This window comes from Kitasatospora sp. NPDC051853 (genome assembly GCF_044452665.1).
GTDB lineage: Bacteria > Actinomycetota > Actinomycetes > Streptomycetales > Streptomycetaceae > Kitasatospora.
Genome location: NZ_JBITBY010000001.1, coordinates 23987 through 48059, shown reverse-complemented (window position 1 = coordinate 48059; position 24073 = coordinate 23987). Strand labels below are relative to the sequence as shown.

Below are 24073 nucleotides of genomic sequence, written 5' to 3'. Positions count from 1 at the left end.
GCGCCCGCCCCCACGCCGAACGGGCGGTGCCCCGACCCCCTTCGAGGGGACGGGGCACCGCCCGGAGCCGACGCGGCCTCAGCTCACTCCGCTCACTCCACCGGCGCCTTGTCGCGCAGGATCCGCACGAACTCCCGCATCCAGCCCGGGTGGTCCGGCCACGCCCGGGCGGAGACCAGCTGGCCGTCGACCACGGCCTCGGCGTCCTCGTACACCGCACCGGCACCGGTCACGTCCAGCTCCAGCGCCGGGTACGCGGCGGTCCGACGGCCCGTCAGGGCGCCACCGGGCAGGGTGATCAGCGGGCCGTGGCAGATCTGCGCCACCGGCTTGTCGCCCTCGAAGAAGTGGGCCACGATCCGCTGCACCTGCGGGTCGTTGCGCAGGTACTCGGGGGCCCGGCCGCCGGGGATCACCAGGGCCACGTACTCGGCCGGGTCGACGTCCTCGAAGGCCACGTCGGCGGGCCAGGTGTAGCCGGCCTTCTCGGTGTAGGTGTCGAAGCCGGGCACGAAGTCGTGCACCACAAACTGCAGCGTCTTCTTCGACGGCGCGGCGACCACCACCTCGTAGCCCTCCTCGCGCAGCCGCTGGTACGGGTAGAGCACCTCCAGCGACTCCGCCGCGTCACCGGTGACGATCAGGACCTTCGCCGTCATTCCACGCCCCTCGCAGACCGGCCGCCCACCCGCGTGGACGGTCTGCCCACACCCTTTCGCGCCGGGCCGTCCGCAGGCAACGGACCCCGGTGATCACACCCGCCCCGTGCTCCCGCGCGCCCCCCATGCGCTCCCCTTGTGCGCCCCCTCCGCGACACCCGGGCGCCCCTCTCGCGCCACCCCCGCCCGGCCCGTACCGTCGGCAGCAGACCGACCGGAGGAGGGTCCATGCCGTACTCGCTGCCCATCGAGGCCGCCACCGTCCCCAACTTGCGCGACCTGGGCGGCATCCCGCTGGCGGGCGGACGCACCGTCAGACCCGGTCTGGTCCTGCGCTCCGGGCAGCTCGACCGCCTCGCCTCCGGGGCCGACCCGCTCTTCGACGCCCTCGGCGTCCGCACCGTGGTCGACCTGCGCACCGACCGCGAGCGCGACGCCCGCCCCGACCTCCTCCCGCCCGGCGGCCGCCTGGTGGTCGCCGACGTGCTCGCCGACCTGGTCAGCTCCGGCGCCGCCTCCAAGCTCGGCACCGTGACCTCCGACCCGATCGCCGCCAACCGCCTGCTCGGCGAGGGCCGCGCCGCCCGGGCCCTGATCTCCGACTACCGCTCCTTCGTGGCCGGCGCCTCCGGCCGCGCCGCCTACCGCACCCTGCTCACCGAACTCGCCACCCCCGCCAACGCCCCCGTCCTCTTCCACTGCACCGCCGGCAAGGACCGCACCGGCTGGGGCGCCACCCTGCTCCTCCTGCTGCTCGGCGCCGCCCCGGCCACCGTCGAGGCCGAGTACCTCGCCGTCAACCCGGCCGTCCGCGCCGCCTTCGCCCCCGTGATCGAGGCCTTCACCGCGGCCGGCGGCGACCCGCAGGTGACCGAGGAACTCCTCACCGTCCGCCCGGAGTACCTGGCCGCCGCCCTGGAGACCCTCACGGACGGCTGGGGCGACGCCGAGACCTACGCCCGCACCGCCCTCGACCTCAAGGACGAGACCCTCGACGCCCTGCGCGACAACCTCACCCACTGACGACCGGCCAACGAAGGTTCGTATACCGGCCATCCTCACCTCCCCCACTGGCGCATCCCGGCACCTCTCGACAGTCTGGCCGTGTCCACGACAGGACGCACTCGAACGACCGACGCGAGACGGAGAACGAGAAGCATGCGCAAGATCGCGATGACCCTGACGGCCCTGTCGCTCACCCTGGGAACGGGGCTCGCAGCGGCCCCCAGCGCCTCGGCGGCCACGCCCTGTCCGAGCGGAGCGGTCTGCATCCGCGAGACCGACGGCAGCATCCTGAACAAGAACATCTTCTACAGCTACGGCGCCCACAACCTGGACAACGTCACCGGCTACCGCGTGGTCGTCAACAACCAGACCGGCGGCGCGGGCTTCCAGGAGTGCAAGGGCTACAACGGCACCAACTGCTCCGCCGTCTACCGCTGGGTCGGCGAGTACTCCGCGATCGACTACACCCCGATCAACTCCCTGGTCCTCGTTCGCTGACGACCACGCCACCGGGGGCGCACACCGGAGAGCGGCCCACCCGCAACCAAGGCTCCGTCAGCCGGTTGCAGGTGGGCCGCTCCTTTGCGCCCCACACAGGAGAACAGCCCACCATCAGAGCCCCGCGCCGCCCCGCCACCACACCCCCGCCGCCCCGCACCGCCGTCTCCCGGTCGAGCTCCCGCTCCCGCAGACCGGCCAACTCCCGCCCGGCGGCCGCGTCGTCCCCCTCCGAACGCGCCCCGCAGCGTACGGTGGCCGCTCCCTGACGGAGCGTCAGCACGGGGCCGCGCCGGTTTGACCTTCTCGGCATTCCGGGGATACCTGTTCATGACAATTCCTTGTCAGACTCACACCGCCCGTTCACCCGCCCTTGTCCGGCGCTTGACCCTCCCGAGCACCCCGCGCTCCCCGTCCACCCCCAGCCGTCCACCCCACTGGACACCCCCTGGACACCCCCACTGGAGGTCCCGTGTCCGTCGAGCTGCACCAGCCCGTCTCGGCCCGGTCCGACTTCGGCGCCCGGCTGCGCCACTGGCGCCTGCTGCGCGGCCTCAGCCAGGCCGAACTCGGCCGCCGCCTGGGCTACGACGACTCGCACATCAGCCGGGTCGAGAACACCCGCCGTTGGCCGCCCGCCGGAATGGCCGAGCGGATAGACGAACTCCTCGACACCGAAGGCGAGTTGGCCGAACTCTGGCCCCAGGTCGAACGCGAACGACGCCGCCTCTCCCAGCACAGCCGCAGCCTGGCGGCCGGCCCCGGCCCGGACACCCTGGCCCAGCTGCTGACGACCTACCGCAGCGCCGCCCGCGCGGTCGGCGGCCACGCCCTGGTCGACGTCCTGGAGCACCACACCCGGCTGGCGGCCCGTCAGCAGCGCACCGCCCCCGCCGCCGAACGGGCCCGGCTCGGCGCCCTGGCCGCCCGCTACGCCGAACTGGCCGGCTGGGCCCGCTTCGACCGCCTGGAGTACGGACGGGCACTGGCCTGGTACGACTGCGGCCAGGAGTGGGCACTGGCCGCCGACGACCTGGCCGTGGCGGCCCTGCTGTCGGCCCGGCAGAGCGCGGTGCACTGGGCCTCCGGCCACGCGGCCGCCGCCCTCGGCGCGGCCAGGACCGCCGCCGCGCACGCGGCCCGGTCCGGCCGGGCGGTCGCCGAGGCCAGGGCCGCACTCGCCCAGGCCCGCGGCCACGCCCTGACCGGGGACCGCGCCGCCACCGAGGCCGCCCTGGAACGGGCCGCCGACCGCACCTCCGCCGCCCCCTCCGCCGAGGCCGGCACCCTGCTGCTGCTCACCCACGGCACCTGCCACCGCGACCTCGCCGTCCGCACCGGCCGCCGCACCCACGCCCGCATCGCCGTCGACGCCCTCGGCCAGGGCCTGACCCGCCTCCCCCCGGAACAGCAGCACTACCGCAGCCTGGTGACGGCCCGTCTGGCCGGCGCCCTCGCCTGGGCCGGGGACCCGGAAACCGCCGCCACCACCCTGGCCCGCGTCCCCGCCGCCCTCGGCCGGGTCGCCGAGGAACGCCGCCAGTCCGAACGCTGGCTCTCCCGCCACCACCACCTCTGACCCCTGGAGGCACGAGAACGTACGCGGTTCCACCCGGGGGCGCGAGGACGTACGAGGCCACCCCAGAGGCGCGAGGACGTACGTGGTTACACCGGGGGCGCGAGGAACTGCGCGAGTCGGAAGGCGGCCCACCTGCAACTGAGGGCACATCAGCCAGTTGCACGTGCTGCCGTTCCCCCGCGCCCCCGGCCTCACCTCCTCCCGACGCACTGACGGCCCCTCCGCCCGCAGTGGGCGAAGGGGCCGTCCTGAGCAACCGTCAGAGCGAGGCAGCAGCCGCCGTGATGGCCGAGGCGTAGGTGCTCACCTGGGTGTAGACACCCGGCTTGCCGGGCCGCGCGCAGCCCTCGCCCCAGCTGGTGATGCCCACCTGGATCCAGTTGTTGGCCGAGTCCCGGCGGAACATCGGGCCGCCCGAGTCGCCCTGGCAGGTGTCCACCCCGCCGCTGGCCAGGTTGCCCGCGCAGAGCGAGGCGGCCGTGACCAGGCCGGGGTACGCCGAGGCGCAGTTCGCGTCGCTGACGAACGGCACGTTGGCCTTGAGCAGGTAGCGCTGCTGCGCCCCGCCCTCGGTCGCCGCGCCCCAGCCGGCCACCGTGAAGGTGCCGCTGTCGTAGGCGGTGGTGGAGGCGATCGGCAGGGTGGTGACGGAGGCCGGCACCGCCGAGGCGAGCTTGATCAGCGCCCAGTCCTTGCCGTTCTCCGCGCCGGTGTAGCCGGGGGCCCGGTACACCTTGGTGGACTTGATCTTCACCGCGCTCGCGCTCTGCAGGTCCACCACGCCGACGGTGGCCGTGATGCTGGTGGTGTTGCCGCTGGCGCCGACGCAGTGCGCGGCGGTCAGCACGACCTGACGGGTGATCATGGCACCGCCGCAGCCCATCGACAGCCGCACCATGAACGGGAACTCGCCCTGCGCGGCCTTGGTGCCGCCGACCACGCTCGGGGTCACCTCCCCGGCCTGGGCGGGCAGCACCATGACACCGGTCGCCAGCAGGACACCGGCCGCGAGGGACGACCAACGGGCCAGTTGACGCTTCATCATCAGCCTCCGAAGTGGGGGTCGGGAGGGCCCCAGCTTCCTTGTCCGGACACGGTCAGCGGCAGGGGTGGGAGCCTGCCACCACCGACTGGCAGGACCACGGCCCGCGACCGCCGGGAGTCCGCGCCCACGCTGGCACAACCTCCGTGCCCGGAGGAGGATCGGCCCGTGGAGACCACGACGCCCGCCAGCCAGGGCCCCGGCCAGGACCCCGCCGACGGCCTGCGCCTGGGCACCGCCCGCGGCCGCTGGGTGCTGGCCGCCACCGCGCTCGGCTCCGGCATGGCGATGCTCGACGGCACCGTGGTGAACGTCGCCCTGCCGAGGATCGGCGCCGACCTCGGCGCCTCGATGGCAGCGCTCCAGTGGACGGTCAACGCCTACCTGCTCACCCTGGCGGGCCTGATCCTGCTCGGCGGCTCGCTCGGCGACCGCTACGGCCGCCGCCGGGTCTTCCTGATCGGCGTGGTCTGGTTCACCGCCGCCTCCGCGCTCTGCGCCTTCGCCCCGAACGTCGGCCTGCTGATCGCCGCCCGTGCCCTCCAGGGCATCGGCGGCGCCCTCCTGACGCCGGGTTCGCTGGCCATGCTCCAGGCCTCCTTCCACCCGGACGACCGCTCCGGCGCGGTCGGCGTCTGGTCGGGCCTCGGCGGGGTCGGCGCGGCGGCCGGGCCGTTCCTCGGCGGCTGGCTGGTGGACGGGCCCGGCTGGCGCTGGGTCTTCCTGCTCAACCTGCCGCTGGCCGCCGTGGTGCTCGCCGTGACGGTCCGTCACGTCCCGGAGACCAGGGACGAGTCCGCGAGCGGCCGCTTCGACGTCCCCGGTGCCGTGCTGGCCGCGCTCTCGCTGGCCGGGGTCACCTACGCGCTCACCGAGGCCGGCCGCGGCCCGTCCCTGCTCCTGGGTGCCGCCGGCGTGCTGCTGGGGGTGGCCTTCGTGCTGGTCGAACGGCGCAGCCCGGAGCCGATGATGCCGCTGTCGCTCTTCTCCTCCCGCCTGTTCTCCGCCGTCAACCTGGTCACGCTCTGCGTGTACGGCGCGTTCAGCGGGGTCTTCCTGCTGCTGATGGTGCAGTTGCAGACCGTCTCCGGCTTCACCCCGCTGACCGCCGGGCTGGCGCTGCTGCCGATCACCCTGCTGATGCTGGCCCTCTCCGGCCGGGCCGGGCGCTTCGGCCACCGGGTCGGGCCCCGGCTGCCGCTGGTCCTCGGACCGCTGCTCTGCGCGGGCGGGGTCCTGCTGCTGCTCCGGGTCGGCCCGGGCGCCTCGTACTGGACGGACGTGCTGCCCGCCGTCACCGTGCTCGGCTCGGGCATGACCCTGCTGGTCGCCCCGCTGACCGCCACCGTGCTGGCCGCCGTCGAGGTCCGCCGGGCGGGCATCGCCAGCGGCGTGAACAACGCGGCCGCCCGCGCGGCCGGCCTGCTGGCGGTGGCCGCCCTGCCCCCGCTGGCCGGACTGACCGGTGACGCCTACCTCGACCCGGCCCGGGTCGACCACGCCTTCGGCACCGCGATGTACGCCTGTGCCGGCCTGCTCCTGCTGGGCGCGCTGCTCTCGGCCCTGACCGTCCCGCGCTCGGCCCTGGAGCCGGAGCACGAGGTCGCCGAACCCACCTGCGAGTGGTACTGCGACGGCACCACCCCGCCGCTGGACTAGCGGCCGTCTGCTCGGTGGGGCCGGGCGATGCCACAGCCGACCCCACCGAGGAGACGGCCCCGGTCCCCGTCCGGATGACCCCCGTGCACCCGGGCGGGAGACCGGTCCACGACTCCCCGTGAGCCAGGGCCGATCCTCCCGCCGGACGGCGGCGCGGCGCATCCACCGGGGAGTTGATCCCCCGTCGGCCGTGTACACCCCCGGGTTGAGTTCCGTGCACGACCGACCGGGCCTCAGCCCGTGACCGCGCCCGGCACCACCAGCCGCGCCTCGTAGGCGGCGATCACCGCCTGGGCCCGGCTGCGCAGACCGAGCTTGGTCATCACCCGGTGCAGATGGGTCTTGACGGTGGCCTCGCTCACCACCAGACGGGCGGCGATCTCCTCGTTGGACAGGCCGCGCGCCACCCAGGTGAGCACCTCCCGCTCACGGCCCGTCAGCTGCCCCAGCTCCGGCCCCGCCCCGGGCGGCTCGGCCCGCGGCGCGAAGGCCTCCACCAGCCGCCTGGTCACCCCCGAGGCGAACAGCACGTCCCCGGCCGCGATGGTGGCGATCGCCGCCAGCAGCCGCTCCGGCGGGGTGTCCTTGAGCAGGAAACCGCTGGCCCCGGCGCGCAACGCGGCGTAGACGTACTCGTCCAGGTCGAAGGTGGTCAGCATGATCACGCACGGACGCTCGGCGGGCCCCGCCCCCGCGACGCCGGCCAGCAGCCGCTCGGTGGCGGTGATGCCGTTCATGCCCGGCATCCGGATGTCCATCAGCACCACCTCGGGCCGGTGCAGCGCGGCGGCGGCCAGCGCCTCCTCACCGTCGCCCGCCTCCCAGACCGGCCCGAAGCCGGGGGCCGCCCGCAGCAGCGCCGCCACCCCCGCCCGGACCAGGTACTGGTCGTCCACCACCAGGACGCTCGTCACCGCCCCACCTCCGCCACCCGCCGTCAACTCCCCTGCCCCGCGGACGGGTCCGGCCGGACCGGCAGCACGAGGCTCACCTCGAAGCCCCCGTCCCCGGTCTCCCCCGCCGACAGTTCGCCGCCACTGATCCTGGCCCGTTCCCGCAGCCCGATCAACCCGTGGCCCGCCGCTTCCCCCGCCCCGGCCCGGCGCTCCCCGTCCCCGGCGTTGCGCACCGTCACCCGCAGCCGCCCCGGCCCCTGCGCCACCACCACCTCGGTGGTGGCTCCCCGGGCGTGCCCGGCCACGTTGGCCAGGGCCTCCTGCACCGTCCGGTACGCGCACAGCTCCACCCCGGGCGACAGCGGCCCCGTCCGCCCCTCCTGCCGGTAGTCCACCCTGCCCCCGGCCCGCACCGCCCGCTCCACCAGCCCGGCGATCCCGGCCAGCCCCGGCAGCGCGTCCAACGGCGGCCCCGACGGGCTCCCGGCCGGGCCGTCCTGACCCTCCCTCAGCGCACCGGTCAGGTTCCGCAGCTCCGCCAGCACCTCGTGACTCACCCCCCGGATGACGTCCACCGCCTGCCGGGCAGCCGCCGGATCGGAGCCGAACACGTAGCCGGCCAGGCCCGCCTGCACCGAGATCACCGCCATGTGGTGCGCGATCAGGTCGTGCAGTTCACCGGCGATCCTGATCCGCTCGTCCACCACCGCCCGCCGCGCCCGGTCCTCCTGCTCCCGCGCCAACTGGGCCGTCAGCCGCCGCAGTTCCGCCTGCCGCTCGGCCGAACGGCGCAGCGCCCGGCCGATCAGCGCGGCCGCCGGCGGCGCCAGCACGGCCTGCGCGGCCACCGCCCCCGGCGCGAGGCCGCCCGCGATCCCGCTCTGCACCAGCACGGCCGTGCTGAGGGCCGTCGCCGGGGCGGCCGCCCGCCAGGACCGCAGCTCGCACACCACCAGCAGGGCCAGCAGGGCGCACCACCAGTTCACCGAGGGCTGGTAGCCGAGCGCGAGGTAGACCGAGTACCCGAGGTTGGACGCCACCACCGCCGCGAAGGGGTACCGGCCGCAGAAGGCCAGCGGAGCCGCGGTCCCGACGGTCAACAGGTACGCCCACAGGTCGAACGGGGGCCGGTACCCGCTCCCCACCACGCACCCGCCGGCCGCGAACGCCACCGCGGCCACCACCCCGAGCGCCCGCCGCCGCCCACCCACCGTCCGCCACCCCACCGCACGGAGGCTAACGGCCCCTCACCGCCCCGTCGTCAACCCCACGGTTGATCCGCCGGAACGTACGTGGTTGCACCAGGGGCGCGAGGAACTGCGCGCGGTGGAAAGGCAGCACCTGCAACCGGCCGACGGTGGGTCAGTTGCAGGTGCTGGCGTTCCCCAGCGCGCAGTTCCTCGCGCCCCAGCATCACCATGCACGCGGGTGCGACCTGCCGAAGGTCAGAGGATGTCCCCCGGCGCGTACTTGGCCGCGGCCGGGTACGCCGCGGCGACGGCCTCGATGCGGCGGACCAGCTCGGCGACCTGCGCGCCCGCCGCACCGGTGAACGACAGCCGGTCCGCGAGCAGCGCGTCCAGCCCGGCCCGGTCCAGCGGGATCCGCTCGTCCGCGGCCAGCTTGTCGAGCAGCGCGTTCTCCCGCGCCCCCTCCCGCATGGCCAGCGCCGAGGCGACCGCGTGCTCCTTGATGACCTCGTGCGCGGTCTCCCGGCCGACGCCCGCCCGCACCGCGCCCATCAGCACCTTGGTGGTGGCGAGGAACGGCAGGTACCGGTCCAGCTCGGCCTCGATCACGGCCGGGAAGGCGCCGAACTCGTCGAGCACCGTCAGGAAGGTCTCCAGCAGCCCGTCGAAGGCGAAGAACGCGTCCGGCAGGGCGACCCGCCGCACGACCGAGCAGGAGACGTCGCCCTCGTTCCACTGGTCGCCGCCGAGCTCGGCGGTCATCGAGGCGTAGCCGCGCAGGATCACCGCGAGGCCGTTGACGCGCTCGCACGACCGGGTGTTCATCTTGTGCGGCATCGCGGACGAGCCGACCTGGCCGGCCTTGAAGCCCTCGGTGACCAGCTCGTGGCCGGCCATCAGGCGGATGGTCTTGGCCAGGCTGGACGGGCCGGCGGCCAGCTGCACCAGGGCGGTGACCACCTCGAAGTCCAGCGAGCGCGGGTAGACCTGGCCGACGCTGGTGAAGACGTTCTCGAAGCCGAGGTGGGTGGCGACCCGCTGCTCCAGCTCGGCGAGCTTCTCGGCGTCGCCGCCGAGCAGGTCGAGCATGTCCTGGGCGGTGCCGACCGGGCCCTTGATCCCGCGCAGCGGGTAACGGGCGATCAGCTCCTCCAGCCGCGCGAAGGCGACCAGCAGCTCGTCGGCGATCGAGGCGAACCGCTTGCCGAGGGTGGTGGCCTGGGCGGCGACGTTGTGCGAACGGCCGGCCATGACCAGCTCGCCGTACTGGGCGGAGAGGGAGCCGAGGCGGACCAGGACGGCCACCGTGCGGTCCCGGACGTGCTCCAGGGACTGGCGGATCTGGAGCTGCTCGACGTTCTCGGTCAGGTCCCGCGAGGTCATGCCCTTGTGGATCTGCTCGTGCCCGGCGAGCTCGCTGAACTCCTCGATGCGGGCCTTCACGTCGTGGCGGGTGATCCGCTCACGGGCGGCGATCGAGCCGAGGTCGACCTGGTCGATGACGCGCTCGTAGTCGGCGACGGCGGTCTCGGGCACCTCGATGCCGAGGTCCTGCTGGGCCTTCAGGACGGCGAGCCACAGGTGGCGCTCGAGGACCACCTTGTGCTCGGGGGACCAGAGCTGGGCCAGGGTCGCCGAGGCGTACCGGGAGGCCAGGACATTGGGGATCTGGGGCTTCGCGCTCACGCTTCGCAAGCCTAACAGTCCAGGTCGGGACGGTTCGCAGCGGATCGCCCCGAGGACTTGACTACGCGCGTAGCTCCCTACTCACGCCGCCCCCGGCCCCTCGGCCCGGCCTCCCGTACGTCCCGTCAGAGGCCGGACTTGACCTTCACCATCTCCGTCCGCACGTGCTGGAGCAGCGCCCTGGTCGGGTCGTCCAGCCAGGCCGGCGGGGCGGCGATCCGGGCGTTCAGCTCCTGGATCCAGCCGATCCGGCGGTTCTTGTCGGCGTACTCGTCCGCCAGCGCGGTCGCGTGGACGTGCACGTTGGCGTAGTTGAGGCCGTTGAGCAGCGCGGTGGTCAGGGCGGCGTTGGTCGCGGCGGTGCCGACCGCCGCGCTGTTCGACTTCTCGGCCGGCGCCCAGTTGGTCAGGCCGCGCACGCCGTCCGGCTCCACCACCATGGTCAGCGCGTTGGCGAACTGCTTGCCGTGCGCGCCCGGCGTGGTCCACCGGGTGTGCCAGTCCTGGCCCGGGCCGGCGCCGTAGGCCTGGAAGTAGCCCAGGCGGGCGGCGTTGCCGGCCGCGTTCTCGGCGCTGCGCGCGTAGTTCTCCAGGGTCAGGTAGTCGGTGCCGTCGATCGCCACCACCCCGCCCCAGTGGAAGCCCCAGACCCGGCCGTTGATGGTCACCAGGTGGTCCAGCTGGCGGTTGTTCGCGTAGTCGAAGACCTGCTCCCCGGTCGGCAGGTGGGGGTGGACGGTGCCCAGCGAGGTGCTGTACAGCCCCTGGCCGACGGCGGTCGGGCGGGCGTGCTGGTTCAGGCCGATGGCCTGCAGGTCGGCCGCGATGGTGGGCGCGTGCAGCACCCCGCCGTTGGCCAGGGTGTGGATGTCCTCGCCGTAGTGCCGGGCGATCAGGTCCCGGGCGGCGTCCCGGGCGGGGGCGGCGGCGGGCAGATCGGCGACCGGCACGGCTCGCACCAGGTGGTTGGCCAGGTGGTACTCGCCGAACACCCCCCGCTCGGTGGCGGTGCTGCCCAGGAAGACCTTGCGGCCCAGCACCGGCTTGGGCTGGAGCACCGAGCCGATGACGTTCTGCACCACCACGTCGCAGTTCTCGGTCATGGTGACGTCGGCCCCGCTGGTGCGCAGGTTCAGGTTCGCCTGCCGCACCCGGACCAGCGTGGTGGCGGCCGGGGCGCCGGGCAGCGTGAAGGTCACCGTCCGGGTCGGCTCGGCGAAGAGCTGGAACTCCGACCCGGCCCGGGCCAGCGCCTTGTTCCACTGCGGCAGCAGCGCCGGGTCGGCGAAGAAGTACTTCGGCTGACGCCTGGTCAGGTCGGCCGACTCGATCGCGAACCGGCCGTTCTGCGAGACCGCCAGCCGGGTGCCGGCCGGGGCCGCCACCAGGTTGGGCGCACCGGCGCCGTTGCGGAAGCCGTAGCCGACGTACGCCGCCGCGTCGGCGGCGAACTCCTGTGCCTCCAGCGGGTGGCTGGTGGTGTACGTCGGCAGCACGGCGCCCGGGCCGGCCGGGTTGTAGAGCAGCATCGCGAGGACCCCCCGAGGTCGGTGCGGCCCACCCGCTCCGGGCGGGCCCGGGGCCGCCGGCTCCCCCGTCCGGCCCCGGGCCATTGGTAGCACCCGGGCGGCCGGTTACGGACGGGTTCCGGACGGCCGGAGGGGGCGCACGGAGGGGCGGCCGGGGGCAGCCCCGGGGAGCCGGCCCGGCGTCAGCCGGTGAGCAGCGGGAGCACCTGCCGGCAGAGCCCGTCCAGGGCGGTGCGCTGCTCGGGGCTGAGCGAGGCGAAGGCGCGGTGCGCCTTGGCCATGTCGCGCTGGACCTGGTCCAGCACCTCCAGGCCCTTGTCCGTGATGGTGACGATCTTGACCCGGCGGTCCCCGGCCGAGGCCTCCCGGTTGGCCAGCCCGAGGCCCTCCAGCCGGTCGACGATGCCGGTGACGTTGGAGGCGTCGCAGCCGAGGCGTCCGGCCAGCGCCCGCATCGGGACGGGCTCGCGCAGGGACTTGAGGGCCTTGGCCTGGGACGAGCTGAGCCCGTGCCGGGCGGCGGCGGCCGCGAAGTCCTGGAAGTAGGCGGTGCCGACGGCGGCGACCGCCTCCATCAGGTCCGCGGTGGAGGGAGGGGTGGTGGTGCCCATGTCGCAAGGGTACGCACAGTCGCTTGACATACTCCAGTTTCGAGCAGGTGAAGGAACTGTTCCGACTCCGGGGCGTCGGCGCACCGTCGGAGCCGTCAGAGCACCAGCTGCTCGAACAGCCTGCGCAGCTCCGCCTCCGGGTCGGCGGTCAGCCCGGTGTGCACGGGGCCGGGCTGCACCACGGCGCTGCGCGGCGCGGTCAGCCAGCGGAACCGCTGCCCGGGGCTGTCCCCCGCGGCCGGGCCGGCGGCGGTGCCGCCCTCGCAGACCGCCTCGAAGCCGTACAGCGCCCGCCGGACCCCGGCCACGTCGGCCACCGGGTCCAGGGCCAGCAGCCGGCCCTGGTCCAGATGGGTGCGGGCGGCCAGGTGGGAGCTGTGACGGCAGTACAGCATCACGCCGATGTTGACGAACTCCCCGCGCTCGACCCGGGGCACCGCCCGGATCACCGCGTACTCGTAGTCGTGCAGCTGCTCGGTCATCGCGGGGCCACCTCCGGGAGCCAGTCGCGCGGACCGGCCAGCCGGGCGGTCAGCTGGGCCAGGTACGCGGCGCGCACCTCGGCCGGGGAGTCGAAGCCGGGCTCGTCGGTCAGCCACTCCTCGGGGATCAGCGCCACCGCGCGCTCCACCGCCTCCTTCGCCGGCGGCGCCAACTCCTCGTCCGCGGCGGCCAGTTGGGGAGCGAACGCGCGCAGCGCGTGGTCCGAGGCGTCGTACGGGCGGGCCACCCAGGAGGCGGCCCCGGCCCAGTGGTGGTGGAAGATCAGGCTGGCCCCGTGGTCGATCAGCCGCAGGCCGCCGGTGGCGACCAGCAGGTTGGGGTTGCGCCAGGAGCGGTCCACGTTGCCGATCAGGGCGTCGAACCAGAGCACCCGCCCGGCCAGCTCCCGGTCCACCTCGAAGCAGAGCGGGTCGAAGTTGAGCGCGCCGCTGACGAAGGCCATCCCGAGGTTGACCCCGCCGCTGGCCCGCATCTGCTCCTGGATCTGCACCTCGGGCTCGCTGCGCGCCAGCACCGGATCGAGGTCGATCCGCACCAGCTCGGGCACCGGGAGCCCGAGGCCGCGCCCCAGCTCCCCCGCCAGCACCTCGGCCACCAGGGCCTTGCGCCCCTGCGCCGCACCGGACCACTTGAGCACGTAGAGCCGCCGGTCGTCGCCCTCGACCAGACCGGGCATCGACCCGCCCTCGCGCAGGGGCGTCACGTACCGGACCGCCGTCACCTCTTGAAGCACGCGATCACCCTAGTGCCTCGCCCGGTGGCAGCCCGTCAGCACCCGTGCAAGGGTGACGAACAGTTGTCCCGGCACGGCTCCGACCACACAGACAAGGACCGGACGATGGCACGACCTCGAATCCTGATCGTCGGCGGCGGTTTCGCCGGTCTGGAGTGCGCGCGCCGGCTGGAGCGCAAGCTCGCCCCCTCCGAGGCGGAGCTCACCCTGGTCACCCCGTTCAACTACCAGCTCTACCTGCCGCTGCTGCCGCACGTGGCCGCCGGGGTGCTCACCCCGCAGTCGGTGGCGATCTCGCTGCGCCGGACGCTGCGCCGCACCCACATCCTGCCCGGCGGGGCGATCGGCGTGGACCCGCGCTCCCGGGTCTGCGTGGTCCGCAAGATCACCGACGAGGTGGTGGCGGAGCAGTACGACTACCTGGTGCTGGCCCCCGGCAGCGTCACCCGCACCTTCGACATCCCGGGCCTGACCGACTACGCGCGCGGCATGAAGACGCTGGCCGAGGCGACCTACGTGCGCGACCACGTGATCGCCCAGCTGGACCTGGCCTCGGCCACCCTGGACCAGCACGAGCGCGAGTCCCGGCTGCAGTTCGTGGTGGTCGGCGGCGGCTACGCGGGCACCGAGACGGCGGCCTGCCTCCAGCGGCTGACCACCGCGGCCAGCAAGCGCTACCCCCGGCTGGACCCGCGGCTGATCAAGTGGCACCTGATCGACATCGCCCCGAAGCTGATGCCCGAGCTCGGCGACAAGCTCGGCACCAGCGCGATGGAGGTGCTCCGGGACCGCGGCGTGGACGTCTCGCTCGGCGTCTCGGTGGCCGAGGTGGGCGCCGAGTCGGTGAAGTTCACCGACGGGCGGGTGCTGCCCTGCCGCACCCTGATCTGGACGGCCGGCGTGGCCGCCAGCCCGCTGATCGGCACCCTGGACGCCGAGACGGTCCGCGGCCGGGTGGCGGTCACCGCCGAGATGCGGGTGCCGCAGTTCGAGAACGTCTTCGCGCTCGGCGACGCGGCGGCCGTGCCGGACCTGGCCAAGGGCGACGGCGCGGTCTGCCCGCCGACCGCCCAGCACTCCGCCCGGCAGGGCAAGAAGGTGGCCGACAACCTGGTCGCCTCGCTGCGCAACCAGCCGCTGGAGCCGTATTACCACAAGGACCTCGGCCTGGTGGTGGACCTCGGCGGCAAGGACGCCGTCTCCAAGCCGGTGGGCGTCGAACTCCGGGGCGTCCCGGCCCAGTTGGTGGCCCGCGGCTACCACATGATGGCGATGCGGACCAACGCCGCGAAGTTCCGGGTCGGCGCCAACTGGCTGCTCAACGCGACCGCCGGGGACGACTTCGTCCGCACCGGCTTCCTGGCCCGCCAGCCCGCCCGGCTGCGCGACTTCGAGTACACCGACGCCTACCTGACGAAGGACCAGGTCCGCGAGCACGCCCAGGCCCTGCTGGCCAAGGGCTGACCCGAGGAGACGGTACCGAGCCCCGACGGAGCCCCCGCGCCGCACGCGCGGGGGCTCCGTCGCGTTCTCAACGGGCCGTCAGGTACATCCCGTTGGTGTCCTGCCCGGCGGTGTTGCGGCAGTACTGGTCACCGCTCTTCGCCCAGACCAGGGTGAGGCAGCGGCCCAGCGCCAGCTGGCCGTAGTAGTTCGGGTGCATGGACTCCCGGGTGTCCCCCTGCGAGGCCGACAGGCCGGCGTCCACGAAGCGCGCCCACTCGCTGGTGGTGGCGCTCGGCGCGGAGGTGGAGCTCGCCTGCCTGGTCGCCTTGGAGCAGACCTCGCGGCCGGCCAGCATGTCCCGCAGGTCCAGGAACTGCACGCCCTTGGCCTTGGCCACCTTGGCCAGCTCGTCGGAGATCTGCGGCACCAGCGAGGAGCGCGCCCAGTCGGCGTCCCCGTTCCAGAACGGGCAGCCGCCGGTGTCGGCCCGGCTCCAGCCGCTCTCGGAGTAGCGCATGTCGGCGCCGCGCGGGATCGGCGAGGGGTAGGACTGCAGCACGATCCGGTACGAGGAGGAGGCGTACCCGGCGGCGCTCATCACCGCGCGGATCTCGTCGATCGACTTGCCCACCCCGGCCATCGCGGCCGGCATCCGGGAGTCGACCTCCACCTGCTGGTCGTCGTGGCAGTACGAGTACCAGATCAGGTAGTCCTTGACGCAGGTCTCGATCACGTCGGCGAAGCCGAGGTCGTTGCCCCCGACCGAGAGCGTGATCAGCTTGACGTCGTTGGCGGCCGCCACCGCGGCCAGCTGGTCGGCCTGCGGGGCCTCGCCCTTGTACGCCTGGCCGCCGTTGCTCGCGCGGAAGACGTTCTGCGTGGTGGCGCCCGAGCAGGCCAGGTTGATCTGGGTCTGCGCGATGCCGGTGGCGCTGCGCACCTCGGCCGAGTCGGAGCGGTCGCAGCCGTTGGCGTAGCTGCTCCCGTACGCCCGGGTGGGGTCGTAGGCGCTCCCGGTCCAGGCCCGGTCGGTGCCGGAGCGGCTCCCCGAGGTGGTGACGCTGTTGCCCTTCCAGCGCCCGGCCTCGCCGGAGATGTAGCTGTCCCCCATCGAGACGGAGGCGGTGGGGCCGGTGGCCGCCTGCGCGGGGGTGGTGAGGGCCAGCAGCGGGAGGGTGAGGGTGGCTGCTGCCAACAGACGCACGGCGGTTCTGATGCTTCGACAGTTTTCGAGCACGGCGAAACTCCTGCGGACGGCCTCCCGGGTGTGGGGTGGGGAGGCTCTGGTGAGGGTGTACCGCCGGCCGGTGGCGCGATGAATGTGACATGCGCATCGTTGTTACCGCTAGGTATCCGACAGGAGTTTCTTGGACGACCTTCACCAGGTGACGGACCGGCTACCCAGGGTCCGTCACCTGCGCCTCTCCCGCCGCGGCCTCACACCAGCCGCGACCCGGCCCGCCCGGGCAGCAGCACCGCCGCCAGGTCCGCCGCCAGCGCCGGGGCCTCCGCCTCGGGCAGTGCCGCGACGGTGAAGCGGACGGCCGGCGGTGACTGGATCCGGTACCGGGCGCCGGGCGCGGCCACCCAGCCGCGCTGGGACATCGCGGCGATCGCCCCGGCCTCCTCGGGGACGGGCACCCAGACGTTCAGCCCGCTCGCCCCGTGCGCGGCGATGCCGTGGGCGGCCAGCGCGGCCAGCAGGGCGTCACGGCGGCCCTGGTAGACCTCGGCCACCCCGGCGGCCGCGCCGGAGCGCCAGAGCTCGGCCACGGTGCGCTGGAGCAGCAGCGAGACCCAGCCCGAGTCCAGCCGCTGGCGGCCCAGCACCCGGCCCACCGTCCCCTCGTCGCCCATCACCAGCGAGAGCCGCAGGTCGGGCCCGTAGGCCTTGGCCGCCGAGCGGACCACCGCCCAGGCCTCGGTCACCCCGGCCAGCGACTGGTGGGCCTGGGTGACGATGCCGTGCCCGTGGTCGTCGGCGATCACCAGCACGTCGGGGTGGCGGGCCAGCACCTCGCGCAGCGCGGCGGCCCGCTGCGGGGTGAGCGCGGCTCCGGTCGGGTTCTGCGCCCGGACGGTGACCACCACGGCCCGGGCCCCGGCGGCCAGGGCGGCGGCCAGCGAGTCCGGCAGCGGGCCCTCGTCGTCCAGCCGGAAGGGGGCCGGGCGCAGCCCGAGGGCGGGCAGCTGGTCGATCAGGCTGCCCCAGCCCGGGTCCTCGATGGCCACCGGATCGCCGGGCCGCAGACGGGAGGCGAGGATCCGTCCGATCGCGTCCAGGGCGCCGGCGCAGACCGCGAGCGAGCCGTCCGGCACCCCGTCGGCCAGGAAGCCGGCCCGGGCCAGGGCGAGCAGCGCCGGGTCGGCCACCGGGTGCCCGTAGAGGGTGGGGGCGGCGTCGGCGGCGGCCGCGGCCACCGCGAGGGCGGGGGCCAGCGGGGGCAGCAGGGCCGGGTCCGGGTTCCCGGCCGCCAGGTCGCGGGCGCCGGGCGGCACCGGGACGGCGATCTGGTCGCGCGGGGTGGTGACGGGGCGGGGCAGCACCCGGCTGCCCTTGCGCCCGGCGGTCTCGATCACGCCCCGGTCGCGCAGCAGGCGGTAGGCGGCGGCCACCGTGTTGGGGTTGACGCCGAGCTCCACGGCCAGGTCGCGCAGCGCCGGGAGGGCCGAACCGGGCGGCAACTGCCCGTCGTTGACGGCCCGTTCGACGTCGGCGGCGATTTCGCTGGCACGCCGTCCCTTGATCGTATAGTCTCCTAGCACAAAACGAATTATGCACTAGTACATTGAGGTTGTCATGTCGGACGCGCCCACGTACACCCGGAACGCCCGCACCACCCCGACCCGCTACCGCGACCGCGCCACCTGGGAGCAGGAAGCCATCCACGCGATCCTGGACGCCGCCTGGGTCTGCCACCTCGGCTTCGTGGTGGACGGCGCGCCCGTCGTACTGCCCACCATCTTCGCCCGGGTCGGCGACCGCCTGTACGTGCACGGCTCCACCGGCAGCCGCCCGATGCGCGGCGCCTCCGGCGAGCAGGGCATGCCGGTCTGCGTCACCGTCACGCACGTGGACGGCCTGGTGCTCACCAAGTCCGCCTTCAACCACTCCGTCAACTTCCGCTCCGTGGTGGCCCACGGCACCGCCCAGCAGGTCACCGACCCGGAGGAGCTGGCCGTCGCGCTGGACGCCCTGGTGGACCACGCCGTCCCCGGCCGCTCCGGCGAGACCCGCCGGGCCAACCCCAAGGAGCTGGCCAAGACCGCGGTGCTCCGGCTGGTCCTGGACGAGGTCTCGGCCAAGACCCGGGCGGACGGCGCGGACGACGACGAGGCCGACCTCGACCTCCCGTACTGGGCCGGCGTGATACCCGTCGCCCCCGTCTACGGCACCCCCGAGCCGCACCCCTCCACCACCGTCCCGCTCCCGGAGAACCTCCGGGCGCTCACCTCCTGAGGGGCCGTCATGCTGATCAGGTCCTGGGACCGCGGCGAGGAGCGGGAGTGGCGCGAGTGGCTGGCGGCGGGCCGTGACTTCGGCCTGCTGGCCGCCAACGGACCCGACGGCCGCGGCCCCGTCCTGGTGCCGACGCACTTCCTGCTGGACGGCGACACCATCCTGCTCCACCTGGCCAAGCCCAACCCGTTCTGGTCCGCGGTCGCCGCCGACCCGAAGGTCACCCTGGCCGTCACCGACGACCACGCCTACGCCGCCGGGCAGTGGCGGGCCGCCCCGCACGTGCCGACCAGCTACTACGCCTCGGTGCACTTCTCCTGCACCGCCGAGGCGGTGGACGACGCGGCGGGCAAGGCGGAGATCCTCAACCGCCAGCTGGCCCACTTCGAACCGGACTGGCCCGGCGGCGCGGTGACGGCCGGTCAGCAGCCGTACGGGGGCCAGCTCTCCGGCCTGCGCGGGCTGCGGCTGGCCATCGACCGGGTGGACGCCAAGTTCAAGTACGACGACAAGAAGCCCGCCGCCGAACAGGCCGCCGTGGCCCCGCACCTGACCGGCCGCGACGCGGGCGCCCGGGAGCAACTGCTGCGCCGCAACGCCCGGCGCAGCGGGGGCTGCCCGGTCTGACCCGCGCCCCGAGAGGCCGGACGAGTGGTGACAGAAGGCGACATTCCATCAGATCAGCCGCAGAACATGCGATGTGACGCACCGGCTGATGGAATGGAGGGCGATTCCTGTCCGTTCCGTCCGGCCCCGGGAGCGCGCCCTGTCCACCATCCCTGAGACCAGACCGTCCGGTGACGCCCACCTCGGTCACGTGGTCTTCATCTCGGCGGCCGCCGCGATGGGCGGTTTTCTCTTCGGCTACGACAGCGCCGTCATCAACGGCGCGGTGACGGGCATCCAGAAGCACTTCGAGGTCGGCAACGGCGAGACCGCCTTCGTGGTCGCCATCGCCCTGCTCGGCTCGGCCGCGGGCGCCGTCATCGCCGGCCGGCTGGCCGACCACCTGGGCCGCATCCGCACCATGCTGCTGGCCTCGGTGCTCTTCGCGATCAGCGGCGTCGGCTCGATGTTCCCGCCCAACATCGAGATGCTCGGCCTCTGGCGGGTGGTCGGCGGCATCGCCATCGGCATCGCCTCGGTGATCGCCCCCACCTACATCGCCGAGGTCGCCCCCACCGCCTACCGGGGCCGGCTGGCCTCCTTCCAGCAGCTGGCCATCGTGCTCGGCATCACCGTCTCCCAGCTCGCCAACTGGGCGCTCAACGAGGCCGCCGGCGGCGAGTCCACCGGCCACCTCGGCGGCGTCCAGGCCTGGCAGTGGATGCTCGGCGTCGAGGCCGTCCCGGCCGTCGTCTACGGCCTGATGGCCCTCGCCATCCCCGAGTCCCCGCGCTTCCTGATCGCCGACCGGCGGGAGGACCAGGCCCGCAAGGTCCTGCTCGAGGTCGAGGGCCCCGACGTGGACCTGGACGCCCGGATCGCCGAGATCCGCTCCGTCCTCGACACCTCCCACAAGCCGCGCCTGAAGGACCTGCTGGGCGGCCGCTTCGGCCTGCTGCCGATCGTCTGGGTCGGCATCGGGGCCTCGGTCTTCCAGCAGTTCGTCGGCATCAACGTGATCTTCTACTACTCCTCCTTCCTCTGGCAGTCGGTGGGCATCGACGAGTCCAACTCGCTGCTGATCTCGCTCTCCACCTCGATCGTCAACGTGGTCGGCACCGTCATCGCCATCGCCCTGGTCGACCGGATCGGCCGCAAGCCGCTCGCCCTGGCCGGCTCGGCCGGCATGGCCGCCGCCCTCGCCACCGCCGCCTGGGCCTTCTCCTACCGGCACGGCACCGGCGACACCGCCACCCTCGACGACACCCACGCCACCGTGGCGCTGGTCGCCGCCCACGTCTTCGTGCTCTGCTTCGCCTTCTCCTGGGGTGTGGTGGTCTGGGTCCTGCTCGGCGAGATGTTCCCCAACCGGATCCGGGCCCTGGCCCTCTCGGTGGCCGCCTCCGCCCAGTGGATCGCCAACTGGGCGATCACCGTCACCTTCCCGAACCTCTCCGACTGGAACCTCTCCGCCACGTACGTCATCTACGCGGCCTTCGCCCTGCTCTCGATCCCCTTCGTGGCGTTCTGCATCAAGGAGACCAAGGGCAAGGCACTGGAGGAGATGGGCTGAGTGGACGTCACCCTGCCCGCCGCCGGGTTCGGCCCCGGCGTGCTGCTGCTCCCCGAACCCGGCACCGACCCCGCCGAGTCGGTCGACCGCCTCCTCGCCGAGGGCTTCGCGGTCCTCACCGGCCCGGCCGACCCCGGCTTCACGGACGACCGCCTGGTCGGCGACGCCATCGGCGTCGTCGGCCTCGGCCCCGGCGGCGCCCAGGCCCTCGAACTGGCCACCGCCCTCGGCGACCGCGTCGCCGCCGTGGTCGCCTGCTACGGCCTCCCCGCCGACCCGGGCTTCTCCTACCTCGGCCTCACCGCCCACGTCCTGGGCCACTTCGCCGAATCGGACCCCACCGTCCCGCTCGCCGCCGTCGACGAGGCCGCCATCCGCCTCGGCGAAGCCACCGACGTCCGCCCGGAAATGCACTTCTACCCGACCACCCACGGCTTCATGACGGACCACCAGGACGACCTCCAGTCCACCGTCGCCTGGCAACGCACCCTCACCTTCCTCTGGGCCCACCTCGGTTGACACGCGCCCCCGGGGCCGAAGGCCCCGGGGGCGCGAGGAACTGCGCGAATCGGAAGGCGGCCCAGTATGAGGTCGGGGCAGACGAGCCAGTTGCACGTACTGCCGTTCCCCAGCACGCAGTTCCCCCGCGCCCCTGCGGGGCCCACCCCGAAGCAACCAATAACCGCGTGACACCCGCCCGCGGAGCGGCCATAGTCGCCCGGTGAAGAGCCATCGTTTCGCCTGGGCGAGCCGCAACTACCGCGTCCAGACCGCCGCCACCGTGATCGCCGGCCTCGGGAACGCCGGGGCCCCGATCGCCACCGCCTTCGCCGTCCTGGACCTCGGCGGCGGGGCCACGGCCGTCGGCCTGGTGACGGGTGCCCACCTCGCGTCCATGGTGGTCTTCCTCCTGCTCGGCGGAGCGCTGGCCGACCGCCTCCCCCGCCACCACGTGATGGTCGGCGCCAACCTCTTCAACGCCGCCTCCCAGGCGCTCCTCGCCGTCCTCGTCCTCACCGGCACCGCGCAGCTCTGGCAGCTGATCGCCCTCTCCGCCGCCGGCGGCGCCGGCCAGGCGTTCTACGCCCCCGCCTCCGAGGGCATGATCATGGAGTCGGTGGCCAAGGAGCACGCCGCCCGCGCCTTCGCCCTCTTCCGGATGGCCCTGAACGGCAGTCAGATCGCCGGCGCGGCCCTCGGCGGCGTGCTGGTCACCGCGATCGGCCCCGGCTGGGTGCTGGCCGTGGACGCGGCCGGCTTCACCCTCGCCGCCGCGCTCCGCCTGTTCCTCGACCTCGAAGCGCCGACCACCCCCGCCGAGGAGACCGGCATGGTGCAGGCCCTGCGCGAGGGCTGGCGCGAGTTCTCCTCCCGCCGCTGGCTCTGGGCGGTGGTGCTCCAGTTCTCCCTGGTCGGCGCCTGCCTCGGCGCGGTCGAGTCCGTCTACGGCCCGGTCATCGCCAAGGAGCGCCTCGGCGGGGCGGACGCCTGGGGCCTCGCCCTCGCCGCGTTCTCCGCCGGGCTGTTCCTCTCCGGCTTCCTGATGGTCCGTTGGCAGCCGGCCCGCATCCTGCTCGCGGGCAACACCGGCGTCCTCCTGTTCGCCGCCCCCGCCTACGCCCTGGTGCTGGAGGCGCCGCTGCCGCTGCTGTGCGCCGCGATGTTCACCAGCGGCCTGGGCGTCACCGTCTTCGGCGTCAACTGGATGATCGCCCTCCAGCAGGAGATCCCGGCCGAGCTGTTCTCCCGGGTCTCCGCCTACGACTACTTCGGCTCGATCGCCCTCGCCCCGGTCGGCACCGCCCTGGCCGGGCCGGTCGCCTCGCTGCTCGGCATGCGCAACGCGCTCTGGCTCTGCGCCGTCGCGATGACCGTCCTCGCCCTCGCTGTGCTCGCCGAGTCCCAGGTGCGCACCCTCCGCCGCAAGGCCCTCGCCCCCACCCCCGCGGAAGCCGAAGCGGAAGCGGAACAACCGGCCGTCACTTCCCCCTGACTCCGCGCAACCGTCCCCCGGTCTCGTTCGTCCGACCATGTGACAGGAGTCACCTGGGGGAGCCAACTTGCCGAAGCCACTGCTGTTCCTGGACGTCGACGGCGTCCTCAACCCCGTCTGCCCGCACCCGGACGCGGACTTCGACACCCACACGCTGTTCGGCTACGCCGTGCTGCTCTCCGCCCGCCACGGCGACTGGCTGCGCGAGCTCTCGCGGACGTACGAACTCTGCTGGGCCACCACCTGGGAGGACCACGCCAACGAGCACATCGCCCCCGCGCTCGGCCTCCCCCAGCTCCCGGTGGTGCACTTCTCCGGGTACGTGGCGCAGCCCGACGACCCCCGGGTGCCGGTGCTCGACCTGATAGCGGCCCACAAGTGGGCCCCGCTGCTGCGCTACGCCGCCGGCCGCCCGTTCGCCTGGATCGACGACGTGATCCCGGGCTCGCTGACCCGCCGCTCCGCGCTGCGCCGGGACAGGCTGCTGCTGCGGATCGACCCGGGCCAGGGCCTGGAGCGCCACCACGTCGACCGCCTGCTGCGCCGCCCGCCCTCCGCCGGCCTGCTCGGCAGCTGCGCCTGACCTCCCGTCAGCCGCCGGTCGGCAGCCAGCTCACGTGCCCGGCCAGCAGCGCGTACCCGACGAAGGCCACCGTGTCGATCAGCGCGTGCGCGACCACCAGCGGCATCACCCGGCCCCACCGCCGGTACAGCAGGCAGAAGACCACGCCCATCACGATGTTGCCGACCAGCCCGCCGACGCCCTGGTACAGGTGGTACGAGCCGCGCAGCAGCGAGCTGGTGAGCACCATCGCCGGCCAGCCCCACCCCAACTGCCCGGTGCGGCGCAGCAGGAAGCCCAGCACGATCACCTCCTCGGCGATCGAGTTCTCCCAGGCGGAGGCGATCAGCACCGGCACCCGCCACCACACCTCCGGCAGCCCGGACGGGGCGACGGTGAGGTTGAAGCCGGCCGCCTGGGAGGTCAGGTAGAGCAGCAGGCCGGAGCCGCCGATCGCGGCGGCCACGGCCGTGCCGCGTCCGAAGTCCCGCAGCTTCTCCCGCAGGTCGAAGCCGAGCACCCGCAGCGAGACGCCCTCGCGCACCAGCAGGTAGCCGACCAGCACCACCGGCATCAGGCCGCGCAGGATGTAGTAGAGCTGCCAGGCCAGGTCCAGCCAGGGGCGGCCGGGGGCGCGCGAGCCGTTCAGGGTGGCGACCTGCTTGCCCAGTTCGGCCGGCTCGGTGAGGGAGCCCACGAAGCTGATCAGCGCGCCGAGTCCGCTCATCCCGAAGGAGAGGCCGAGCACCACCAGCAGCTCGATCCCGAGCAGGCGCCGGGAGGTCCCGGCGGCCTCGGGCGGGGTGGACACCGCAGTCACCATGACTCCCACGAGGAACGAC

The 24073-nt window shown here is 73.8% G+C and carries 23 protein-coding genes; 11 read left to right on the top strand and 12 right to left on the bottom strand.

The window, feature by feature from the left end:
• Window positions 1-92: 92 nt before the first annotated feature.
• Window positions 93-659 (bottom strand): DJ-1/PfpI family protein, encoded by a 567-nt coding sequence (locus ACIA8O_RS00210; RefSeq protein ID WP_396291212.1) that lies wholly within the window; start codon window positions 657-659, stop codon window positions 93-95.
• A 228-nt stretch (window positions 660-887) separates the two neighbouring features.
• On the opposite strand from ACIA8O_RS00210, the gene ACIA8O_RS00205 reads away from it, so the two are divergent.
• The 3 genes from ACIA8O_RS00205 to ACIA8O_RS00195 all read left to right on the top strand — a co-directional run bounded on the left by ACIA8O_RS00205 (window position 888) and on the right by ACIA8O_RS00195 (window position 3741).
• Window positions 888-1682 carry a tyrosine-protein phosphatase gene (locus ACIA8O_RS00205; protein WP_396291211.1) on the top strand — a complete coding sequence of 265 codons (795 nt, stop codon included), beginning with the start codon at window positions 888-890 and terminating at the stop codon, window positions 1680-1682.
• Between the two features lie 135 nt (window positions 1683-1817).
• On the top strand, window positions 1818-2162 hold the full coding sequence (locus ACIA8O_RS00200) for a hypothetical protein (RefSeq protein ID WP_396291210.1): 345 nt from the start codon (window positions 1818-1820) through the stop codon (window positions 2160-2162).
• A gap of 472 nt (window positions 2163-2634) precedes the next feature.
• Window positions 2635-3741 (top strand): helix-turn-helix domain-containing protein, encoded by a 1107-nt coding sequence (locus ACIA8O_RS00195; RefSeq protein WP_396291209.1) that lies wholly within the window; start codon window positions 2635-2637, stop codon window positions 3739-3741.
• Window positions 3742-4000: 259 nt separating this feature from the next.
• On the opposite strand, the gene ACIA8O_RS00190 is transcribed toward ACIA8O_RS00195, so the two are convergent.
• On the bottom strand, window positions 4001-4783 hold the full coding sequence (locus tag ACIA8O_RS00190) for a S1 family peptidase (protein ID WP_396291208.1): 783 nt from the start codon (window positions 4781-4783) through the stop codon (window positions 4001-4003).
• A gap of 168 nt (window positions 4784-4951) precedes the next feature.
• Here ACIA8O_RS00190 and ACIA8O_RS00185 point away from each other — a divergent pair, with 168 nt between their 5' ends.
• Window positions 4952-6442: an MFS transporter gene (locus ACIA8O_RS00185; RefSeq protein ID WP_396291207.1), complete on the top strand. Its 1491-nt coding sequence runs from the start codon at window positions 4952-4954 to the stop codon at window positions 6440-6442.
• A 233-nt stretch (window positions 6443-6675) separates the two neighbouring features.
• On the opposite strand, the gene ACIA8O_RS00180 is transcribed toward ACIA8O_RS00185, so the two are convergent.
• From ACIA8O_RS00180 to ACIA8O_RS00150, 7 genes are all read right to left on the bottom strand, one after another.
• Complete coding sequence (locus ACIA8O_RS00180) at window positions 6676-7356, bottom strand: response regulator (RefSeq protein WP_396291206.1); 681 nt, start codon at window positions 7354-7356, stop codon at window positions 6676-6678.
• Between the two features lie 23 nt (window positions 7357-7379).
• A complete protein-coding gene (locus ACIA8O_RS00175; protein WP_396291205.1) occupies window positions 7380-8564 on the bottom strand; it encodes a sensor histidine kinase in 1185 nt (394 codons plus the stop codon).
• A 219-nt stretch (window positions 8565-8783) separates the two neighbouring features.
• Window positions 8784-10223, bottom strand: coding sequence for an adenylosuccinate lyase (gene purB / locus ACIA8O_RS00170; protein WP_396291204.1), 1440 nt, complete (start codon window positions 10221-10223; stop codon window positions 8784-8786).
• A 116-nt stretch (window positions 10224-10339) separates the two neighbouring features.
• A complete protein-coding gene (locus tag ACIA8O_RS00165) occupies window positions 10340-11743 on the bottom strand; it encodes a hypothetical protein (protein ID WP_396291203.1) in 1404 nt (467 codons plus the stop codon).
• 182 nt (window positions 11744-11925) lie between these two features.
• Window positions 11926-12354, bottom strand: coding sequence for a MarR family winged helix-turn-helix transcriptional regulator (locus ACIA8O_RS00160; RefSeq protein ID WP_396291202.1), 429 nt, complete (start codon window positions 12352-12354; stop codon window positions 11926-11928).
• 95 nt (window positions 12355-12449) lie between these two features.
• Window positions 12450-12836, bottom strand: coding sequence for a DUF3037 domain-containing protein (locus ACIA8O_RS00155; protein ID WP_396291201.1), 387 nt, complete (start codon window positions 12834-12836; stop codon window positions 12450-12452).
• Window positions 12833-13591 (bottom strand): HipA family kinase, encoded by a 759-nt coding sequence (locus ACIA8O_RS00150; RefSeq protein WP_396291200.1) that lies wholly within the window; start codon window positions 13589-13591, stop codon window positions 12833-12835. The genes ACIA8O_RS00155 and ACIA8O_RS00150 overlap by 4 nt, the downstream gene beginning before the upstream one ends.
• A gap of 105 nt (window positions 13592-13696) precedes the next feature.
• Between ACIA8O_RS00150 and ACIA8O_RS00145 the strand changes: the two genes are divergently transcribed.
• Entirely contained in the window at window positions 13697-15055 is a 1359-nt protein-coding gene (locus ACIA8O_RS00145; protein ID WP_396291199.1) for an NAD(P)/FAD-dependent oxidoreductase, read from the top strand.
• A 67-nt stretch (window positions 15056-15122) separates the two neighbouring features.
• Here ACIA8O_RS00145 and ACIA8O_RS00140 read toward each other — a convergent pair whose 3' ends face one another.
• Entirely contained in the window at window positions 15123-16241 is a 1119-nt protein-coding gene (locus tag ACIA8O_RS00140) for a GDSL-type esterase/lipase family protein (RefSeq protein WP_396291198.1), read from the bottom strand.
• A 233-nt stretch (window positions 16242-16474) separates the two neighbouring features.
• Window positions 16475-17803, bottom strand: a complete 1329-nt coding sequence (locus tag ACIA8O_RS00135; protein ID WP_396291197.1) for an aminotransferase class I/II-fold pyridoxal phosphate-dependent enzyme — start codon at window positions 17801-17803, stop codon at window positions 16475-16477.
• A gap of 34 nt (window positions 17804-17837) precedes the next feature.
• On the opposite strand from ACIA8O_RS00135, the gene ACIA8O_RS00130 reads away from it, so the two are divergent.
• The 6 genes from ACIA8O_RS00130 (at window position 17838) to ACIA8O_RS00105 (ending at window position 23252) form a co-directional block, all read left to right on the top strand.
• Window positions 17838-18497, top strand: a complete 660-nt coding sequence (locus tag ACIA8O_RS00130; protein WP_396291196.1) for a pyridoxamine 5'-phosphate oxidase family protein — start codon at window positions 17838-17840, stop codon at window positions 18495-18497.
• 9 nt (window positions 18498-18506) lie between these two features.
• Window positions 18507-19124, top strand: coding sequence for an FMN-binding negative transcriptional regulator (locus ACIA8O_RS00125; RefSeq protein WP_396291195.1), 618 nt, complete (start codon window positions 18507-18509; stop codon window positions 19122-19124).
• A gap of 88 nt (window positions 19125-19212) precedes the next feature.
• On the top strand, window positions 19213-20676 hold the full coding sequence (locus ACIA8O_RS00120; RefSeq protein ID WP_396291194.1) for a sugar porter family MFS transporter: 1464 nt from the start codon (window positions 19213-19215) through the stop codon (window positions 20674-20676).
• On the top strand, window positions 20677-21195 hold the full coding sequence (locus tag ACIA8O_RS00115) for a dienelactone hydrolase family protein (protein WP_396291193.1): 519 nt from the start codon (window positions 20677-20679) through the stop codon (window positions 21193-21195).
• Between the two features lie 202 nt (window positions 21196-21397).
• Entirely contained in the window at window positions 21398-22669 is a 1272-nt protein-coding gene (locus ACIA8O_RS00110) for an MFS transporter (RefSeq protein ID WP_396291192.1), read from the top strand.
• Between the two features lie 67 nt (window positions 22670-22736).
• Window positions 22737-23252, top strand: coding sequence for an HAD domain-containing protein (locus tag ACIA8O_RS00105; RefSeq protein ID WP_396291191.1), 516 nt, complete (start codon window positions 22737-22739; stop codon window positions 23250-23252).
• Window positions 23253-23259: 7 nt separating this feature from the next.
• Here ACIA8O_RS00105 and ACIA8O_RS00100 read toward each other — a convergent pair whose 3' ends face one another.
• Entirely contained in the window at window positions 23260-24054 is a 795-nt protein-coding gene (locus ACIA8O_RS00100) for a CPBP family intramembrane glutamic endopeptidase (protein WP_396291190.1), read from the bottom strand.
• Window positions 24055-24073 lie beyond the last annotated feature (19 nt).

Coding starts and splice junctions, on each gene's coding strand:
- ACIA8O_RS00205 (WP_396291211.1), top strand. CDS start 888: ATGCCGTACTCGCTGCCCATCGAGGCCGCCACCGTCCCCAACTTGCGC.
- ACIA8O_RS00100 (WP_396291190.1), bottom strand. CDS start 24,054: ATGGTGACTGCGGTGTCCACCCCGCCCGAGGCCGCCGGGACCTCCCGG.
- ACIA8O_RS00125 (WP_396291195.1), top strand. CDS start 18,507: ATGCTGATCAGGTCCTGGGACCGCGGCGAGGAGCGGGAGTGGCGCGAG.
- ACIA8O_RS00160 (WP_396291202.1), bottom strand. CDS start 12,354: ATGGGCACCACCACCCCTCCCTCCACCGCGGACCTGATGGAGGCGGTC.
- ACIA8O_RS00130 (WP_396291196.1), top strand. CDS start 17,838: ATGTCGGACGCGCCCACGTACACCCGGAACGCCCGCACCACCCCGACC.
- ACIA8O_RS00145 (WP_396291199.1), top strand. CDS start 13,697: ATGGCACGACCTCGAATCCTGATCGTCGGCGGCGGTTTCGCCGGTCTG.
- ACIA8O_RS00120 (WP_396291194.1), top strand. CDS start 19,213: ATGGAATGGAGGGCGATTCCTGTCCGTTCCGTCCGGCCCCGGGAGCGC.
- ACIA8O_RS00190 (WP_396291208.1), bottom strand. CDS start 4,783: ATGAAGCGTCAACTGGCCCGTTGGTCGTCCCTCGCGGCCGGTGTCCTG.
- ACIA8O_RS00155 (WP_396291201.1), bottom strand. CDS start 12,836: ATGACCGAGCAGCTGCACGACTACGAGTACGCGGTGATCCGGGCGGTG.
- ACIA8O_RS00200 (WP_396291210.1), top strand. CDS start 1,818: ATGCGCAAGATCGCGATGACCCTGACGGCCCTGTCGCTCACCCTGGGA.
- ACIA8O_RS00210 (WP_396291212.1), bottom strand. CDS start 659: ATGACGGCGAAGGTCCTGATCGTCACCGGTGACGCGGCGGAGTCGCTG.
- ACIA8O_RS00165 (WP_396291203.1), bottom strand. CDS start 11,743: ATGCTGCTCTACAACCCGGCCGGCCCGGGCGCCGTGCTGCCGACGTAC.